Here is a 16,373-nt window from a genome sequence, read left to right as displayed (position 1 = left end):
CGGGGTGTCGGTGTTCAGCGCCGGTAGCCGTTCGCGCGCGGGCACAGGTGGCCCTCCGGGTCGAGCGGCAGGTTGCAGAACGGGCAGGGCTTGCGGCCGGCCGCGACCAGGTCCAGCGCGCGCTTGGCGAAGACCCGGGCCATCGCGCCGGACAGCCGCACCCGCAGCATGTCCGGGCCGGTGTCGTCGTCGGTGAAGACCGTCTCGGCGGCCTCCTCGTCCTCCTCGTCCTCGACCAGCGCCTGTGCCTCCACCACCAGGCAGCTCTCCACGCTGTCCCAGGCCAGGGCCATCGTGCCGACCCGGAACTCCTGCTCCAGCGGGAGGTCCAGCGGAGCGGTGTCGAGCAGGTCCTTCGGGGCGGCGGCCGGGATGGCGGCGTCGCCGCCGCTGCGCCGCAGCGCCTCGTCCAGGACCTCCTCGATGCGCTCGGCGAGCGCCGCGACCTGGTTCTTCTCCAGCAGCACGCTGGTGATCCGGCCCCGGGCGCTGGCCTGAAGGTAGAACGCCCGGGCGCCGGGCTGGCCGACGGTGCCGGCCACGAACCGTTCGGGCTGGTCGTAGAAGAAGACCTGACGGGGCACGCTCTCGCTCCGGATCGTGTCGGTCGGCGCGGTTCCGCCGGGGGCGGGTCGCGGCCGGATGGACTCGTTAGTCACCCTACGACCTCCGGGCTCCGGCCGGGGAGCCGAGCCGACGGCCGCGGGCGGGGTGGCACCCGGGGAAGCGGACGGTGCCGCCCGGACGGCGCCTCCCCGGACGGCCCGTCGGCGGCGCGGGTCAGACGGTGCCGCCGACCACCGCGTCGCCGGCCGGGGTGGCCGCGGCGGGGCCGGGCTTCGGGGCGAGCGGGCCGAGGTCGCCGGTGTCGCCCATCCTCAGCACGAAGGGCCGCTGCGGGGTGTAGCGGATCGCGGTGACCGAACAGGGCTCGACGCTGATCCGCTGGAAGTGGTCCAGGTGCAGCCCGAGCGCGTCGGCCACCACCGCCTTGATCACGTCCCCGTGCGAGCAGGCGATCCAGACCGCGTCCTCGCCGTGCTCGGCGGCGATCTTCTGGTTCCACTCGCGCACCGCGTCCACCGTGCGGTGGCTCAGCGCGCGCAGCGACTCCCCGCCGGGGAAGGCGGCCGCGGCGGCGTGGTCCTGCACGGTCCGCCAGAGCGGCTCCTTGGCCAGCTCGGCCAGCGGGCGGCCGGTCCAGTCGCCGTAGTGGCACTCCCCCAGCCGCTCGTCCGCGGCCGGCGGGCCGAGCTCGGGCCGGACCGCCAGCAGCGGCTCCAGCGTCTGCCGGCAGCGCTCCAGCGGGCTGCTGACCGCCTGCACCAGCGGGATGCCGGCCAGCCGGCCGGCCAGCGCGGCGGCCTGGTCGCGCCCGGTGTCGTCGAGGTCCACGCCGGGGGTCCAACCGGCCAGGATCCCGGCGGTGTTCGCGGTGGAGCGGCCGTGACGGACGAGCAGCAGGGTGGGCATGGGGTCAGCCTACGGCCTCCGGGCCCGGCCGTGGGGCCCGGTTCTCCGCCCGGTCCTCCGCCCCGGCCGCCGGGTCGGGCGCCGCGGGCCCGGTGGACGGGGCACCGGGACGGGCGCCGTGGACGGATGGACGGTGGACCGGTTCCTCCCGGGTCCTCGCCGGACGGCCCCGCCCGGGTGACAATGGCCCGCATGATCGTCCACTGCGCCGCCTACCACGACGGCCGCCGGATCGAGGCCCCCGAGGACCTGGCCGGCGCGCTCGCCGCCGCCCGCGCCGCCGGTCCGGACGGCTTCGTCTGGATAGGCCTGTTCGAGCCCACCACCGAGGAACTCGACCAGGTGGGCCAGGAGTTCGCACTGCACCCGCTGGCCGTCGAGGACGCCGTCAGCGCCCACCAGCGTCCCAAGGTGGAGGCCTACCAGGGCTCGCTGTTCGTCACCCTGAAGACCCTCGGCTACCACCCCGGCGCACACGTCGTCACGGTCGGCGAGGTGATGGTCTTCCTCGGCCGGGACTTCGTGATGACCGTCCGGCACGGCGAGGACAGCCCGCTCAGCGACCTCCGCGCCACCCTGGAGCAGGACCCCGAACTGCTGCGCTACGGGCCCAGCTCGGTGCTGCACTCGGTCTGCGACACCATCGTGGACGGCTACATGGACGTGGCCACCGCGCTCCAGAGCGACCTGGACGAGCTGGAGGCGGACATCTTCGCCCCGGGCCGGGTCGGCCGCGACACCGCCGGCCGGATCTACGGCTACAAGCGCCAGGTGATGTCCGTGCGCCGGGCCACCGGCCCGCTGCTGGAGCCGATGCTCGCCCTGGAACGCGGCGCCCGCTTCGTCCGCTCCGAGACCGCGCCCTACCTGCGGGACGTCGCCGACCACGTGGCCCGGGTGAACGACCAGGTGGACGGCATGGACCGGCTGCTGTCCGACATCCTGAGCGCCAACCTGGCGCAGGTCAGCGTCCAGCAGAACAACGACATGCGGAAGATCTCGGCCTGGGCGGCGCTGGCCGCCGTGCCGACGATGATCGCGGGCGTCTACGGGATGAACTTCGACGACATGCCCGAGCTGCACCAGGCCTGGGGCTACCCGGCGGTGCTGGTGGTGATGGTGGTGGTCTGCCTGGTGCTGCACCGGGTGTTCAAGCGGCACGACTGGCTGTAGCGCCGGTCGTGCCGCCCGCCCGCCGCTCGTCCGGTCAGGCCAGCCCGGCGCGCTCCAGCGCCTCGACGCCGGTGCGCAGCGCCAGGATCCGCTCGTCCAGGGTGAACCCGGCCGGGGCCAGGGTGAGCGTGCTGACGCCCGCGTCGGCGTAGGCCTGCATCCGGTCGGCGATCCGGGCGGTGTCGCCGATCAGCGAGGTGGCGTCGATCAGGTCGTGCGGGACGGCGGCCGCGGCGCCCGCGTAGTCCCGGGCGAGGTACTTCTCCTGGACCTCGTCGGCGGCCTGCTCGTAGCCCATCCGCCGGGCGAGCTGGTTGTAGAAGTTCTTCTCCTTGCTGCCCATGCCGCCGATGTAGAGCGCGGCGTACGAGCGCAGGGCGTCCACGCCGGCCTTGATGTCCTCGCCGACCGCGAGGTTCACGGTCGGGCAGAGGTCGAAGCCCTCCAGGGTCCGCCCGGCCTTGGCCCGGCCGGCCGTCAGCGGGTCCAGGGAGAGCGCGGCGTGCTCGGGCGAGAAGAAGATGCCGAGCCAGCCGTCGGCGATCTCGCCGGTCAGCTCCAGGTTCTTCGGGCCGATCGCGGCGATGTACAGCGGGATGTGCTCGCGCACCGGGTGGACGGTGAGCTTGATCGGCTTGCCGGGGCCGCCGGGCAGCGGCAGCGTCCAGTGCGCCCCCTCGTGGACCAGGCGCTCGCGGGACATCGCCTTGCGGATGATCTCCACGTACTCGCGGGTGCGGGCGAGCGGCTTGTCGAACTTCACGCCGTACCAGCCCTCGGACACCTGGGGGCCGGAGACGCCGAGGCCGAGCCGGAACCGGCCGCCGGACAGGGTGTCCAGGGTCGCGGCGGTCATCGCGGTCATCGCCGGGGTGCGGGCCGGGATCTGGAAGATGGCCGAGCCGACGTCGATCCGCTCGGTCTTCGCGGCGACGAAGCTGAGCACCGTCGCCGCGTCCGAGCCGTACGCCTCCGCCGCCCAGCAGACCGAGTAGCCGAGCCGGTCCGCCTCCTGGGCCACGGCGATGTTGTCGGCGTCCATGCCGAGCCCCCAGTAGCCGAGGTTGATCCCGAGTCGCATCTGCCGCACCTTCCAGTGGGTTGGGGTTGTGGCGAGGGTAACCGCGCCCGCGCCGGACATGCTACTGACGGGTAGTGGTGGGCTGGGTCACACTCGCCCGGGTTTCCGCCCCGGTGATCGTTCTGCGGGTCGGCACCCCTGTCCGGGTACCGGCCGCTACGCTCAGCCGACGTGGGGAGTGCTCTTCCCACCTGCGCGTTTACCGGCTCCCGGGGCCACCGGGGCCACCGGCCAGTGGAGGGCCCGTCCGATGGAACAGCGTCACCTCGGCCGTACCGGCCTTCAGGTCTCCCGGCTCGGTCTCGGCACCATGACCTGGGGCCGCGACACCGACGAGCATGAGGCCGCGGAGCAGCTGAAGGAGTTCGTGGACGCCGGCGGCAACCTGGTCGACACCGCCGACGTGTACGCGGACGGCGGCGCCGAGTACCTGCTCTCCCGGCTCACCGACAGCCTGATCCCGCGCTCCGAGCTGGTCATCGCCACCAAGGCCGGCAGCGTCCCCGAGTCCGCCCGCCGCTTCGACGGCTCGCGCGGCCACCTGCTCGCCGCCCTCGACGCCTCGCTGCGCCGGCTCGGCACCGACTACGTCGACCTGTGGCAGGTGCACGCCTTCGACCCGGCGACCCCGGCCGAGGAGACGCTCAGCGCCCTCGACATCGCCGTCGCCTCCGGGCGCACCCGCTACGTCGGCGTCTGCGACTACAGCGGCTGGCAGCTCGCCAGGGCCGCCACCTGGCAGCGCGCCCACCACGGGCGGGTGCCGCTGGCCGGGGCGCAGCTGGAGTACTCGCTGCTCCAGCGCGGCATCGAGCGGGAGGCGCTGCCCGCCGCGCTGGACGCCGGGGTCGGGGTGCTGGCCGGCTCCCCGCTCGGGCGCGGGGTGCTCACCGGCAAGTACCGGCACGGCATCCCCCAGGACTCGCGCGGCGCCTCGCCGTACCTGACCGGGTTCGTCCAGCCGTACCTCGGGGAGCGCTCGCGGCGGATCGTGGACGCCGTCGCCACCGCCGCCGACGGGCTCGCCAGCACGCCGCTGGCGGTCGCGCTGGCCTGGGTCCGGGACCGGCCCGGGGTGGCGAGCGCGCTGGTCGGGGCCCGGACGGTGGCCCAGCTGCAGGCGGCGCTGTCGGTGGAGGCGCTTACGCTTCCGGATGAGATCCGTGGTGCGCTGGACGACATCTCGTCGCCGGTGCACCACTACCCGGACCAGGGGTGGACGGAGCTGTGACCCCCGGCCCTGGCTGTCGAGCAGAACCTGCAGTGGAGTGACCTTGGAGCGGACGACGATGACTGACACGGGCAACGGCGCTCCGGAGGTGACCGCCGGGGGCCGGCTGAGCCCGGAGACGAAGGCGGCGAAGTTCGCGGAGCTGGCCCAGCGGATCCGCGGCATGCAGTCGGAGGACGCCGCGGCGAGTGCCGCGCGGGCGGGTGCCGCCCGGGCGGAGGCCTCGATGGCGGAGGCTGCGACGGCAGAGGCCGTGACGGCGCAGGCCCCGGAGCCCGAGGGGGCGGAGCCCGCCGCCCCGACCGCTCCGGCGCCCGTCCCTGTCGCCCCGACTCCCGCCAGGGCCGTGACGGTCTCCGCCCCGGCCGCTCCCGCCCCGGCGGTGTCCGACCGGCAGCGCGCCGAGGCGATCCGCGCCACCGCCGAGGTGCTGGCCGCCGGCGGCGCCCCGGCCGAGCTCGCGGCCGCCGCCGTGGCCGAGTTCGGCGAGGAGGCCCCCCGGCGGCTGCGCCAGGACCCGTGGGCGGTGCTGGGCCTGCCCGGTGTCCGCCCCGAGCACGCGGACGGCTTCGCCCGTGAGCTGCTCGGCCCCGAAGCCGGCCCGGGCGACGAGCGCCGCGCCCGGGCGCTGGTCGCGTGGCTGCTGGAGCAGGCGGCGCTGCGCGGGCACTCGGCCCAGGAGGCGGCCGAGGTGGCGGCCGGGCTCGAACGGCTCCGGATGCCCGACCCGGGCGCCGCGATCCAGGCCGCCGTCGCGGACGGCCGGGTGCTGCCCTTCCAGGAGGAGCTGACCGGCGCCGAGGCGCACGCGGCGGGGGGCGGCGAGGAGGACGAGGCGCCGACCCGCACGCTGCTCGCCCTGGAGGGGCTGGCGATGGCCGAGGACAGCCTCGCCGAGAAGCTGCTCCAGCTGATGGCCACCTTCGTGCCGGGCGAGGACCCGGCCGGCGAGGCCACCGACTCCGACGAGGCCGAGGAGGGCACCGGCCCCGACGAGGCCGAGGAGGACACTGGGGAAACCGGGGCCGCCGAGGACTCCGCCGAGCGGGCCCCCGCGGCCCCCGGCCCGACCGCCTGGGCGGCCGCCGCCGAGGCCGCCCCGTCCTCCTCCGCGACCGCCCTGATCACCGCCGTCTCCGAGCACGCCCTGGTGCTGCACACCGGCGGCGAGGCCGCCCGCGCCGAGCCGGCCGCGCTGGTCACCGCCGCCCGGGGCCTGGGGCTGCGGGCCTGGGCCGCCACCTGGACCGACCAGGGCCGGGACTCCCTCGCCGCGCTCGCCGGGGCCGGCACCGGGGCCGAGGCTCCCGTGGTCACCCTCGCCGAGTTGCTCTCCGGCGCCGCCGGCCCCGGCCGCGCCCCGGACGGCACCCTCGCCCTGGACCTGCTGGTCCTCCTGGACGCCCCGCTGCTGGACGTCGAACTGGCCGCCACCGTCCTGGAGTCGCTGGCCGACGGCACCCGGCTGGTGCTCAGCGGGGACCCGGGCCAGCTCTGGTCGGCCGGCCCCGGCCGGTTCTTCGCCGACCTGCTGGCCGCCAGGGCCTGCCCGGCGGTCGCCTCCCGCACCCCGGACTTCGGCCCGATCGGCGAGCTGGTCTCCGGCATCGGCATCGGCGAGCTGCAGCCGGTCGAGGCGCCGGACAAGGAGGTGGTCATCCTGACCGCCAAGGACGCCGGCGAGGCCGTCCACCGCGCCGTCCAGCTGCTCACCGACTCCATCCCGCGCGCGCTGGGCATCCCCGTCGAGCAGGTGGTGCTGCTCACCCCGGGCCATGGCGGCGCGGCCGGCACCCGGGCGCTGAACGCCGCCGCCAAGGCCCGGCTCAACCCCGGCCCCGGCCGGTTCGGCGGCTTCGACCCGGGTGACCGGGTGGTCGACTCCCCCGCCCCCGGCGTCACCCGCCCGGCCCGGGTGCTGGACGGCGACGCCACCGGTCTGCACCTGGAGTACCCGGACGGCTCGCGCCGGACGGTCCCGCCGGCCGAGGCCGCCCGGCTGCGGCACGGCTGGGCGCTGACCGTCCACCAGGCGCTCGGCCGGCGCTGGCCGGGCGCGGTCGTGGTGCTGCCGGAGGACGCCGCCCCGGCGCTCACCCGGCAGTGGGTCTACACCGCCTTCGGGCGCGGCGAGCGGCACCTGTCCGTGGTGCACGCGGCGGGCCCGGCGCTCGCCCAGGCCGTCGCCGAGCGCCCGGCGCAGCCGCGCACCACCCGGCTGCGGGCGGTCCTCGCCGAGAACACCGCAGCCTCGGAGAACTGACCGGCGTTCCGGCCGGCCCCGTCGCGTCGTGCGTTCCGGCCCGCCGGCCGGGCCGGAACGCATGACGGGCGGGCCCCGGTGGTCCCGGGCCCGCCCGTCGGCTCGTCCTGGACGGCGTCAGTCGTCCGGGTCCTCGTCGTCGTAGACCTCGCTGACGTCGAACCGGCAGATCAGCAGCTGCGGGTCGGCGTGCTCGAAGGGTTCGGGCAGCCACTCGCCCGGCTCGGTCGGCTCGGCGGCCGCGACCCAGAGCGTCGAGTCGGCCTCCTCCAGGCCGAACTCCTCGCTGCGGGCGGCGATCTCGTCGGGCTCGTACTCGCCGAACAGCACGCCGATCGCGGCGTTCACCTCGCCCGCGCCGACTCCGCCCGGAGTCAGCGACTCGTCCAGCCGCTCCGCCTGGGCACGCAGCCGCTTGGGGTCGACGACGTGGTAGTCGCGGCGGATCAACACACTGATCGCCTCGGGCTGTTCGGGGCCGTGGTAACCGCCGGGGCCCTCGTCCCCGGGGATCTCGAAGGGCGTCACCTCGTCGTAGGCCTCGTACAGGAGCTGGTCGTAGGCGATGGCCGCCGTGGCGAGCTGCTCGTAGGCGGCGGACACGGCGGGATCATCGGCTGCGTTGGGGCTTGACACCGCTTCCAGATGACGGTCGATGGCGGCCTTGACCGCCTCAGCGGCGGCGCGTACCTCGGCAATGGTGGGCTGCGCGGCATCAGACATGGTGCAGACGCTATCTCCCCGCGGCGCCGGTACGCACAGCGGTTGTCACCTACACCCGCGATTTCACCGCAACTTCCGCCCTGATGTCCGATCCCTTCCGTTTCGTCCTCCGGTGACACCGGCGCGAAGCGGGAGCGAAGGGCGCGCGCCGGGCCCGCCGAGGCCGCCCGGGTGCCGCTTCGCGCGCCGGGATCGGGGTATTCCCTTCACAGTGGCAACAGAACTGATGGACTGTCAGTCGACCGCGCGGGTCGTCGCCCTCCGGGCCGCCGCCTCCGCACGGGAGGACGGCCGGAAATACCCGGGCCGACTGTCCGGGGCAGGCCGTAGGCTTGCCCGAGGTGATCCCCAGGAGGAGCGTCTTGATCCCACGGAAGCCGGTCCGGCAGCCGGAGTACGAGTACCAGTCCCTGCGCATGCCGCGCGGCACCACGCGCAACGCGGCGCGCCAACTGCTCACCGAGCACGCCGAGTACGGGCACTGGGAGCTCGACCGGCTCAGGTTGTTCCCCGACGGCAGCCGGACGGTCCGGTTGAAGCGGCGGATCATCCGGCAGGTCCGGAGCTGGTGACGGGCAGGGCACCGCCGCCCCGGGCAGGGCACGCACCGAGCCCTCACCCACCCGCGGCCGCCCGTTCGCTCGGCGGCCGCGGGTGCGTCGTTCCCGCGGCGGGTGCGCGGGCCGGGTTCGGCACGCACTCCCGAAGGCCTTCCCCAGGCCCCGGGCCCGTCGACGACAGGCCCTCAGCGGGTCAGCGGGCGCCGGCCCGGGCCCGGCGGTAGAGCACGCCGCCGCCGAGCAGCAGCGCGAGACCGGCGGCGCCGAGCAGCTCGACGCCGCCGGCTCCGGTGGAGGCCAGCTGGGCGGCCGGAGCGTCCGGGGCGGCGGGCGCCGCGACGACGGCCGCGGGGGACACGCCGCCGATGCGCGGGTTGGTCACCTCCTCGGCGGAGACCTGCGGCGGGGTCGGGCAGGCCTCGGCGCAGCCCTCGACCGGCGGGGCCGGGGTGGGCGGCACGACCTTCTCCACGTTGGCGCAGTCGTTGCCGAACGCCGGGTTGCCGACGCCGACCACGTTCACCGAGTTGCCGCAGGCGTTGACCGGGACGTCCACCGGAGCCTGGACGCTGTTGCCGGAGATCACGCCCGCCGAGTTGGTGGCGGTGCCGGAGGCGCCGGCGCCCGGAACGCCGGCACCCGGGACGTTGGCACCCGGCACCGTGGTGCCCGGAACGCCGGTGCCCTGGCTCCCGCCGGTGCCGGAGCCGTCGACGCCGCCCGCGCCACCACCGGTGTGGCCGCCACCGCCGGTGCCGCCGCCGGTGGCCCCCGAGCCGCCGCCGGGCTGGCCGCCCTGGGCCGGCTTGCCGGCCGGGTGGCCTCCGCCGTTGACGTTGGCGCAGTGGTTGCCGAAGGACGGGTTCAGCAAGCCGACCACGTCGATCGTGTTGCCGCAGGCGTTGATCGGCACCTGGATCGGCACCTGGACCGAGTTGCCCGAGACGACGCCGGGCGAACCGGTGGCCACCCCCTGTGCCTCGGCTCCCCCCGCATAGGCGTAGCCGGCGGTCGAGGCCAGCACACTGCCGGTGGCCACGGCCGTGAGGATCCCCTTCTTGGCTACATTCCTCATGTTTTCCCCTGACATTTCGAGACGACGTGTCGACCTTGACGTGAACCTTCAAGAAAGTCGGAATTTCGGTATATCCGTAAATCACGCAAGGGCTTCGGCTGCACACGGGTTAACGAGGGGCCAACCGGGAGGTTGAGCCGAACGAATCAGCTTCACCCGATCGAGCGATCGTGTCGGGTGCCGTGTATCCGGCGGCCCCGGGAGGGCGGCCGACGGGCGCCGACGGGCCGCCGGGAAGGCGAAGGCCCCCGGCACGGCGCGTCCGCCGCCCGGGGGCCGTTCCGAGTTCGGCTCAACAGGCCTCGGCGGCCCGGAGGTCGACTCAGACGTTGGCGCAGTGGTTGCCGAAGGTCGGGTTCAGCACGCCGACGACGTCCACGGTGTTGCCGCAGAAGTTGATCGGGATGTGGACCGGGACCTGGATCTGGTTGCCCGACAGCACGCCCGGGGAGCCGGCGGCCACACCCCCGGCGCCCGCGTGAGCGGACGCGACGCCGGCGGCGGCGAGCACCAGACCACCGGTGGCGGCGGTGACAGCGGCGATCTTCTTGACCTTCATCATTCCTCCTGTATGGACAACGCAACCCGTTCGGCGGGCTGCACAGGGATGAACGACGCTGCGGCAAACGGGGTACGGAGTCGATCTCCCATTCACCCGCAACGGTGAGGTCTCGCACAAATGATCAACCAGGAAATTCCGGAGGAACCGTTTCTGTCGATCTCCTTCTCCCGGTCCCACAATCATCAGCTCGGACAATGCGGCCGGCCCGCCCCCGGCTCTCCGGGAACGGGCCGACCCAGTCGCCTGATCAGGGATTCAGCAGGCGTCGATGAAGCGGTCCAGCACCCGGGCGCCGAACTTCAGGCCGTCCACCGGCACCCGCTCGTCCACGCCGTGGAACATCCCGGCGAAGTCCAGGTCCGGCGGCAGCTGGAGCGGCGCGAAGCCGAAGCAGCGGATGCCCAGGTCCTGGAAGGACTTGGCGTCCGTCCCGCCCGACAGGCAGTACGGGACCGCGCGGGCGATCGGGTCCTCGGCCCGCAGCGCGGTCTGCATCGCCTCGACCAGGGCGCCGTCGAAGCCGGTCTCGATCGCCTTGTCCGAGTGGATGCTCTCGCGCTTCACGCGCGGGCCGAGCACGCTGTCCAGCTCGGCCAGGAACTCCTCCTCGTAGCCGGGCAGGAAGCGCCCGTCCACGTGCGCGGTGGCCTGGCCGGGGATCACGTTGACCTTGTAGCCCGCGCCGAGCATGGTCGGCTGGGCGGTGTTGCGCAGGGTGGTGCCGATCATCTTGGCGATGCCGCCGAGCACCCGCAGCGTCTCGTCCATGTTCTCCGGGTCCAGCTCGACCCCGAGCGCGTCCGACAGCTCGTCCAGGAAGGCCCGGACGGTCTTGGTGATCCGCAGCGGGAACTGGTGCCGGCCGAGACGGGCGACCGCCTCGCACAGCTCGGTGATCGCGTTGTCGTCGTTCTCCATCGAGCCGTGGCCGGCCCGGCCCTCGACCGTCAGGCGCATCCAGTGCATGCCCTTCTCGGCCGTCTCCACCAGGTAGAGCCGGACCTGGTCGTTGACCGTGAAGGAGAAGCCGCCGACCTCGCCGATCGCCTCGGTCACGCCCTCGAACAGCCCCGGGTGCTTGTCCACCAGGAAACGCGCCCCGTAGGTGCCGCCGGCCTCCTCGTCGGCGAGGAAGGCCAGCACGATGTCGCGCGGGGGCTTGCGCCCGGTGCGGAGCCGGTCGCGGATGACCGCCAGGGTCATCGCGTCCATGTCCTTCATGTCGACCGCCCCGCGCCCCCAGACGCAGCCGTCCGCGATCTCGCCGCCGAACGGGTCGTGGGTCCAGTCCGCGGCGTTGGCCGGCACCACGTCGGTGTGGCCGTGGATCAGCAGGCCGGGACGGGAGCGGTCCTCGCCCTCGATCCGGACCACGGTCGAGGCCCGACCCTTGGCCGACTCGAAGATCTTCGGTTCGAGGCCGAACTCGGCGAGCTGCTCGGCCACGTACTCGGCCGCCTTCCGCTCGCCCGGGCCGGAGCCGTCCCCGTAGTTACTGGTGTCGATCCGGATCAGATCGCGACAGATCTCGGCGACCTCCGACTCCGCCGTCACCTTCGGGGCCGCCGACTCGCTCCGCTCGCTCACGGTCACTCCTCGTCTTGGGCCCGCACCGACGCACCAGCGCGCCACCCCCAGGACCTGCACCCGGGCCGTACGAGCACGTCCGCCCATCCTCCCCCAGCCCCGTATCCCGATCCAGCCCCCGCACCTTCCCGAAACCCCCTGGTCACGCCCTCGCCACAGACCGCCCCTTGCCGCCGCCACCGGCCCCGCTCCCCCGCCGGGAACCGTTTTGGGAGCCCAAGCCGATCTTTGCTACAGTTACATCTGTCAGCGCGACGGACGAGAGATCGGAAGCCGCGAGGACGACACCTGGTCCGGGTGGCGGAATGGCAGACGCGCTAGCTTGAGGTGCTAGTGCCCTTTATCGGGCGTGGGGGTTCAAGTCCCCCCTCGGACACCGACGGAAGGCCCCAGTTGATCTGGGGCCTTCCTGCTTTTCGGCTTCTTCCGGCGCGGCTTTCCGCCGGGGCTGCCCCCACCGCTCTCCCCCGGGTACGACCGGCCGGATGCCCGGCCGGTGGGCACCGGCCGGGCATCCGGGGTGGGTCTGTTCCGACGGGACGGCGCCCGGGTCAGGCCCGAGCGGGTCGGGTCAGCCCTCGACGAACGTGGCGCCCGAACCCGTGAAGGAACCGGAGACGCCGTTGTCGTCGGCCCAGATCCAGAAGTCGGCGTGCGAGACGCCGTCCGGGCCGACGTGGGATTCGACGGCCGCGAGACCGGCACCGTTCTCGTTCGCGGTGAAGTAGCCCTTGCCGTAGTTCGCGTCGATGCCTTCTGCGGCCGACGCCAGGCCGGCGCAGCCGAGGACGAGCGGGACGGTGAGAGCGCCGACGGCCACGACTCGCTTGAGAGCACGCATGAAGATCTCCTCCACGGAGTTTTCCGGATCTGGTGGCGGCGCCGGTCGGCCCCGCCGCGATTCAGACAGCCACGGCCCGCATCCCGTCGCAACCGGCGCCGCACCCCGTCCGGCCTCACGTCCCCTCGGACTCGCCGCTCTCACCAGCGGAAATACAGTTCGTATGCCCATCTCACAGGATCATTCGGCCGGAGCACACCCGCGTCACTCTCCGTGCTGACCCCGACCCCGGCGCCGACCCGCGGTCGCGCCGCCCCCGATCCCCGGCGGCATCATTCGAACGGCCCGATACGCGGCTCGGACGTACGGGAACAGTTGGCTAGCGCCTCGGGACCTGACGGGTTCCCGCAGGGGCCCACCCCGACCCCCGCCGAAGTCTCCGCCCTGGCCGACGAGTCGGCGGGCCACCCCTTGACAGGCGTCCCGAGCAGTGCAGAATGACTTCATTATGAAGCAGGTAAATAACTCGGGGGAAGCGACGACCGGCCCGTTGGGGCGCGATGACGAGGGCCGGCTGTACGACAGCAGGGTGCGGACGGCCATGGGCGTGTTCACCAAGGGCGGGGACACCCTGGCGCTGGAGGCGGCGGCCGCCGCGCGGTCGGCGTTCCACGCGGTGGAGAGGCTGCGGGCGCACGGATCACGGGGGCGGGGGTTGAGCGCGGGGGCGTTGGACGTGCTGGTACGGCTCGGTGCGGCGGGTGGGACCGGGGAACCGGGGCTGACGGTGGGCGAGTTGGCCCGGGCCGGCGGGGTGAGCCCGCGCAACGCGACCGGGCTGGTGGACACCCTGGAGCGGGAGGGGCTGGCCCGCCGCTCCCCCGACCCGAAGGACCGGCGGGCGGTGCTGGTCACCGCGACGGCCGAGGGGCTGGCCTGGCTGGACGAGTTCCGGGTGCCCACCGAGCGCGCGATGGCCGCCGTCTTCCGCGGCTTCAGCCCCGAGGAGCTGGCCCAACTGCGGCACCTGTGCCTGCGATTGGTGGAGAACCAGCAGCAGATCGAGCAGTACCTCGGCGCGGGCCCGGAGGCCGCTGTCAGCTGACGGCCGGGGCGGCGTCCCGCTTCGGCCGGCCGCGCAGCGACTGCGCGGTGACGAAGGCCGCCACCGTGGACACGATCAGCAGCGGCATCGAGTTGGCCGCCTCGCCGCCGAGCAGCATGGCGGCCAGGACGGTGCTGGTGACCGGCAGGCCGGTGACGGCTGCGCTGGAGGCCGCGAGGCCGACGGCCAGGGCGGGCGCGGCACCGAAGCCGGGCAGCGGCGCACAGGCCGTGCCGAGGGCCGCGCCGAGCAGGATCGCCGGGAAGATCGGGCCGCCGCGCAGACTGCCGAGGGCGACCGACCAGGCCAGCCCCTTGCAGAGCACCAGGGCGAGCAGCGCGCCGACCGGCCAGGCGGCCGGGTCGGCGGCGAGCGCGCCCAGGGTGGCCTGCCCGGAGAGCGCGGCCTCCTCCGGGGAGCGGCCGGTGAGCAGGGCGTAGGCGGCGAGGCAGCCGCCGACGGCGACCGCGCACAGCACCGTGCGCAGGGCGGTCTGCCGGGCGGTGCCGGTCGTGGTGAGGGCCTTCACCCGGTGGCCGACGCTCTGCCCGGCCACGCAGACCACGGCGATCGCGACGGCCAGTGGGACGCCCCAGAGGAAGTCCCCCGGGTCGGGCACCCCGCTCTTCGGCAGGCGCGGCAGCGAGAGCGCGCCGATCGCCAGGCCGGTCCAGTGGCCGAAGCCGGTGAAGACCAGCGCCCCGAGCCCGCCGGCCAGCAGACTGGGCAGGATCAGCGCGATCAGCTGCGGGCCGCCCAGCCCGGCCGCCTCGATCAGCATCACGGCGGCCACCAGCGGGCTGCCGAAGATGGTGGAGATCGCCGCCGCCGCACCCGCCGTGCCCAACACCACCACCAGCCGCGGCTGTTCGGCCCTCCTGGCGGAGCGGACGGCGAGCAGGGCGAGGCCGCCGCCGAGCGCCATCAGCGGCGCCTCCGGGCCGAGCACCACGCCGAGCGGCAGACAGGCGAGCGCGGCCAGCACCACGCCGGGGACGGCGGCCGGCGGTCCGGGCGGGCCGCCCAGCCCGTCCACCGGGACGTGGCCGCCGCGCCCGGGCAGCCGGGTCACGACCGGGGCGAGCAGCAGGCCTGCCAGCAGCAGCGCCGGCAGCGGCCACCACCAGGGCGCCCGGCGGTAGCCGGCCGCGGTCGGCAGGCTCTCCCAGACCCAGTGCTGGAGTTGGTGTTCCAGGCCGACGAAACCGAAGGCCGCCAGCGAGACCGGGATGCCGACCAGGGCCGAGATCAGCAGCAGCCGCAGGTAGCCCCTGTGCGGCAGCACCTCGCGCGGGGTCGGGCCGCCGCCCGGCTGCCGGGACGTCGTCGGCATCGCCGCTCCCTCGCGCTCCCGGGCCGCCCGCCGCCCGGGAGGCCCCGTCCTGCGACCGAGTCTCGCCCCGGGCCGGAGGCCCCGCACGGCGCGGGGGCCGTCGCCCGGGGCCACGGCGGCCCCGGCTGCGCCGTACGGGTGATGGTCAGACCTGGCGGGCGTCGGTGCCCAGCGCGCTCTCGATGCCCTGGACCATCCGCCACAGCGGCGCCCGGCGGCTGGCGACCAGCACCACGACGTCGTCGGGGTCGCCCTCGGCGGCGGCCTCGGCCGGGCGGTCGCTCCAGGTGCCGGTGACGAAGGCCATGGCCGCGTCCACCTCGGCCACCCAGTCGCTCTCCCCGCCCGAGCGCAGCCAGGTGCGCAGGGCGTGGTTGTGCGCGGCGACGACGGCCGCGGCGGTCACGTCCGCGCGCAGCGGGCCGTCCGGGCGGTCGGCGTAGCGGCCGCGCAGGTAGGCGGCGAGGGTGTGCTCGTAGCGCCAGACCACGGACAGCTCGTACGCCCGCAGGCCGGGCACCTTGCGGGTCAGGCGGTAGCGCTGGACGGAGAAGGACGGCTGCTCGGCGTACATCCGCAGGACCAGGCGGGCGGCGTCGCAGGCGTGCTTGACCGGGTCCTCCTCGCCGGTGCCGGAGTCCAGGAACTCCGTCATCTCGGCGAGGCTGCGCTCGTGGTCGGGGAAGACCACGTCCTCCTTGGCCGGGAAGTAGCGGAAGAAGGAGCGCCGGCCGACACCGGCCAGCGCGACGATGTCGTCGACGGTGGTCTGTTCGAAGCCGCGCTCCAGGAAGAGCTCGAAGGCCGCGGCCACCAGCGCCTCGCGCATCGCCGGCTTCGAGGGCCCGTCAGTCATGGGCTGGTCCTGCTCTTCCTTCTCGCTCATCCACCGGAACCTAACATCCGCGCCCAGGGGGCGGCGCCGTCGGCCGGGCCTCTCGCGGGCCCGGCCGTCGGTGCACGTCCTGAGCGGGTTACGGGAGGTTGCGGGCCATCACGATCCGCTGGACCTGGTTGGTGCCCTCGTAGATCTGCGTGATCTTCGCGTCCCGCATCATCCGCTCCACCGGGTAGTCCCGCGTGTACCCGTACCCGCCCAGCAACTGCACCGCGTCCGTCGTGATCTCCATCGCCGCGTCCGACGCGTAGCACTTCGCCGCCGCACCGAAGAACGTCAGGTCCGCGTCCCCGCGCTGCGACTTCGCCGCCGCCACGTACGTCATCTGCCGCGCCGCCTCCAGCTTCATCGCCATGTCCGCCAGCATGAACTGCACACCCTGGAACTCCGCGATCGCCTTCCCGAACTGCCTGCGCTCCTTCACGTACCCCCAGGCGTAGTCCAGCGCCCCCTGCGCGATCCCCACCGCCTGCGCCGCGATCGTCACCCGCGTGTGGTCCAGCGTCCGCATCGCCGTCGCGAAACCCG

At 74.3% G+C, this 16,373-nt stretch carries 16 protein-coding genes and 1 tRNA gene; 6 read left to right on the top strand and 11 right to left on the bottom strand.

The genetic code is table 11. The features are described 5' to 3' along the window. Positions 1–14: 14 nt before the first annotated feature. Positions 15–584: a DUF3090 domain-containing protein gene (locus ACIQI7_RS03395; RefSeq protein WP_401104625.1), complete on the bottom strand. Its 570-nt coding sequence runs from the start codon at positions 582–584 to the stop codon at positions 15–17. Positions 585–780: 196 nt separating this feature from the next. Beyond that, the gene (locus tag ACIQI7_RS03390; protein WP_387759845.1) at positions 781–1,473 is read right to left on the bottom strand and encodes a histidine phosphatase family protein; all 693 of its coding nucleotides are present in this window, start codon (positions 1,471–1,473) and stop codon (positions 781–783) included. 192 nt (positions 1,474–1,665) lie between these two features. Here ACIQI7_RS03390 and ACIQI7_RS03385 point away from each other — a divergent pair, with 192 nt between their 5' ends. After that, complete coding sequence (locus ACIQI7_RS03385) at positions 1,666–2,646, top strand: magnesium and cobalt transport protein CorA (RefSeq protein WP_401104621.1); 981 nt, start codon at positions 1,666–1,668, stop codon at positions 2,644–2,646. A gap of 34 nt (positions 2,647–2,680) precedes the next feature. On the opposite strand, the gene ACIQI7_RS03380 is transcribed toward ACIQI7_RS03385, so the two are convergent. After that, positions 2,681–3,727 (bottom strand): LLM class F420-dependent oxidoreductase, encoded by a 1,047-nt coding sequence (locus ACIQI7_RS03380; protein ID WP_401104618.1) that lies wholly within the window; start codon positions 3,725–3,727, stop codon positions 2,681–2,683. A gap of 250 nt (positions 3,728–3,977) precedes the next feature. Here ACIQI7_RS03380 and ACIQI7_RS03375 point away from each other — a divergent pair, with 250 nt between their 5' ends. Both ACIQI7_RS03375 and ACIQI7_RS03370 read left to right on the top strand, forming a co-directional pair. After that, positions 3,978–4,958: an aldo/keto reductase gene (locus tag ACIQI7_RS03375; protein WP_401104615.1), complete on the top strand. Its 981-nt coding sequence runs from the start codon at positions 3,978–3,980 to the stop codon at positions 4,956–4,958. 58 nt (positions 4,959–5,016) lie between these two features. Then, complete coding sequence (locus ACIQI7_RS03370; protein WP_401104612.1) at positions 5,017–7,221, top strand: helix-hairpin-helix domain-containing protein; 2,205 nt, start codon at positions 5,017–5,019, stop codon at positions 7,219–7,221. A gap of 117 nt (positions 7,222–7,338) precedes the next feature. On the opposite strand, the gene ACIQI7_RS03365 is transcribed toward ACIQI7_RS03370, so the two are convergent. Continuing rightward, a complete protein-coding gene (locus ACIQI7_RS03365) occupies positions 7,339–7,944 on the bottom strand; it encodes a hypothetical protein (RefSeq protein WP_401104609.1) in 606 nt (201 codons plus the stop codon). Between the two features lie 365 nt (positions 7,945–8,309). On the opposite strand from ACIQI7_RS03365, the gene ACIQI7_RS03360 reads away from it, so the two are divergent. Next, complete coding sequence (locus ACIQI7_RS03360; protein WP_360261758.1) at positions 8,310–8,516, top strand: DUF5703 family protein; 207 nt, start codon at positions 8,310–8,312, stop codon at positions 8,514–8,516. A gap of 181 nt (positions 8,517–8,697) precedes the next feature. Here ACIQI7_RS03360 and ACIQI7_RS03355 read toward each other — a convergent pair whose 3' ends face one another. From ACIQI7_RS03355 to ACIQI7_RS03345, 3 genes are all read right to left on the bottom strand, one after another. Beyond that, the gene (locus ACIQI7_RS03355; protein ID WP_401104607.1) at positions 8,698–9,543 is read right to left on the bottom strand and encodes a chaplin; all 846 of its coding nucleotides are present in this window, start codon (positions 9,541–9,543) and stop codon (positions 8,698–8,700) included. A 358-nt stretch (positions 9,544–9,901) separates the two neighbouring features. After that, positions 9,902–10,138 (bottom strand): chaplin, encoded by a 237-nt coding sequence (locus ACIQI7_RS03350; RefSeq protein ID WP_401105660.1) that lies wholly within the window; start codon positions 10,136–10,138, stop codon positions 9,902–9,904. A gap of 258 nt (positions 10,139–10,396) precedes the next feature. After that, the gene (locus ACIQI7_RS03345; RefSeq protein ID WP_355267768.1) at positions 10,397–11,728 is read right to left on the bottom strand and encodes a M20/M25/M40 family metallo-hydrolase; all 1,332 of its coding nucleotides are present in this window, start codon (positions 11,726–11,728) and stop codon (positions 10,397–10,399) included. A 291-nt stretch (positions 11,729–12,019) separates the two neighbouring features. On the opposite strand from ACIQI7_RS03345, the gene ACIQI7_RS03340 reads away from it, so the two are divergent. Beyond that, positions 12,020–12,104 (top strand) — tRNA-Leu (locus tag ACIQI7_RS03340). Between the two features lie 195 nt (positions 12,105–12,299). Here the strand turns inward: ACIQI7_RS03340 and ACIQI7_RS03335 are convergent. Then, on the bottom strand, positions 12,300–12,569 hold the full coding sequence (locus ACIQI7_RS03335) for a hypothetical protein (RefSeq protein ID WP_401104604.1): 270 nt from the start codon (positions 12,567–12,569) through the stop codon (positions 12,300–12,302). 448 nt (positions 12,570–13,017) lie between these two features. Here ACIQI7_RS03335 and ACIQI7_RS03330 point away from each other — a divergent pair, with 448 nt between their 5' ends. Beyond that, the gene (locus ACIQI7_RS03330) at positions 13,018–13,614 is read left to right on the top strand and encodes a MarR family winged helix-turn-helix transcriptional regulator (protein WP_401104601.1); all 597 of its coding nucleotides are present in this window, start codon (positions 13,018–13,020) and stop codon (positions 13,612–13,614) included. On the opposite strand, the gene ACIQI7_RS03325 is transcribed toward ACIQI7_RS03330, so the two are convergent. The 3 genes from ACIQI7_RS03325 to ACIQI7_RS03315 all read right to left on the bottom strand — a co-directional run. Next, positions 13,607–14,947, bottom strand: coding sequence for a chloride channel protein (locus ACIQI7_RS03325; protein WP_401104598.1), 1,341 nt, complete (start codon positions 14,945–14,947; stop codon positions 13,607–13,609). The two genes, ACIQI7_RS03330 and ACIQI7_RS03325, sit on opposite strands and share 8 nt — an antisense overlap. Before the next feature lie 145 nt (positions 14,948–15,092). After that, positions 15,093–15,776: a TetR family transcriptional regulator gene (locus ACIQI7_RS03320; protein WP_401105658.1), complete on the bottom strand. Its 684-nt coding sequence runs from the start codon at positions 15,774–15,776 to the stop codon at positions 15,093–15,095. A gap of 145 nt (positions 15,777–15,921) precedes the next feature. After that, on the bottom strand, positions 15,922–16,373 hold a 452-nt coding region (locus ACIQI7_RS03315), incomplete at its 5' end, for an acyl-CoA dehydrogenase family protein (RefSeq protein WP_401104596.1).

Origin of the sequence: Kitasatospora sp. NPDC092039 (genome assembly GCF_044756065.1) — a bacterium.
Taxonomy (GTDB): Bacteria; Actinomycetota; Actinomycetes; order Streptomycetales; family Streptomycetaceae; genus Kitasatospora.
This window is presented reverse-complemented; position numbering and strand designations above follow the sequence as displayed.

Coding starts and splice junctions, on each gene's coding strand:
- ACIQI7_RS03380 (WP_401104618.1), bottom strand. CDS start 3,727: ATGCGACTCGGGATCAACCTCGGCTACTGGGGGCTCGGCATGGACGCC.
- ACIQI7_RS03325 (WP_401104598.1), bottom strand. CDS start 14,947: ATGCCGACGACGTCCCGGCAGCCGGGCGGCGGCCCGACCCCGCGCGAG.
- ACIQI7_RS03365 (WP_401104609.1), bottom strand. CDS start 7,944: ATGTCTGATGCCGCGCAGCCCACCATTGCCGAGGTACGCGCCGCCGCT.
- ACIQI7_RS03335 (WP_401104604.1), bottom strand. CDS start 12,569: ATGCGTGCTCTCAAGCGAGTCGTGGCCGTCGGCGCTCTCACCGTCCCG.
- ACIQI7_RS03390 (WP_387759845.1), bottom strand. CDS start 1,473: ATGCCCACCCTGCTGCTCGTCCGTCACGGCCGCTCCACCGCGAACACC.
- ACIQI7_RS03370 (WP_401104612.1), top strand. CDS start 5,017: ATGACTGACACGGGCAACGGCGCTCCGGAGGTGACCGCCGGGGGCCGG.
- ACIQI7_RS03385 (WP_401104621.1), top strand. CDS start 1,666: ATGATCGTCCACTGCGCCGCCTACCACGACGGCCGCCGGATCGAGGCC.
- ACIQI7_RS03330 (WP_401104601.1), top strand. CDS start 13,018: ATGAAGCAGGTAAATAACTCGGGGGAAGCGACGACCGGCCCGTTGGGG.
- ACIQI7_RS03375 (WP_401104615.1), top strand. CDS start 3,978: ATGGAACAGCGTCACCTCGGCCGTACCGGCCTTCAGGTCTCCCGGCTC.
- ACIQI7_RS03320 (WP_401105658.1), bottom strand. CDS start 15,776: ATGCGCGAGGCGCTGGTGGCCGCGGCCTTCGAGCTCTTCCTGGAGCGC.
- ACIQI7_RS03350 (WP_401105660.1), bottom strand. CDS start 10,138: ATGAAGGTCAAGAAGATCGCCGCTGTCACCGCCGCCACCGGTGGTCTG.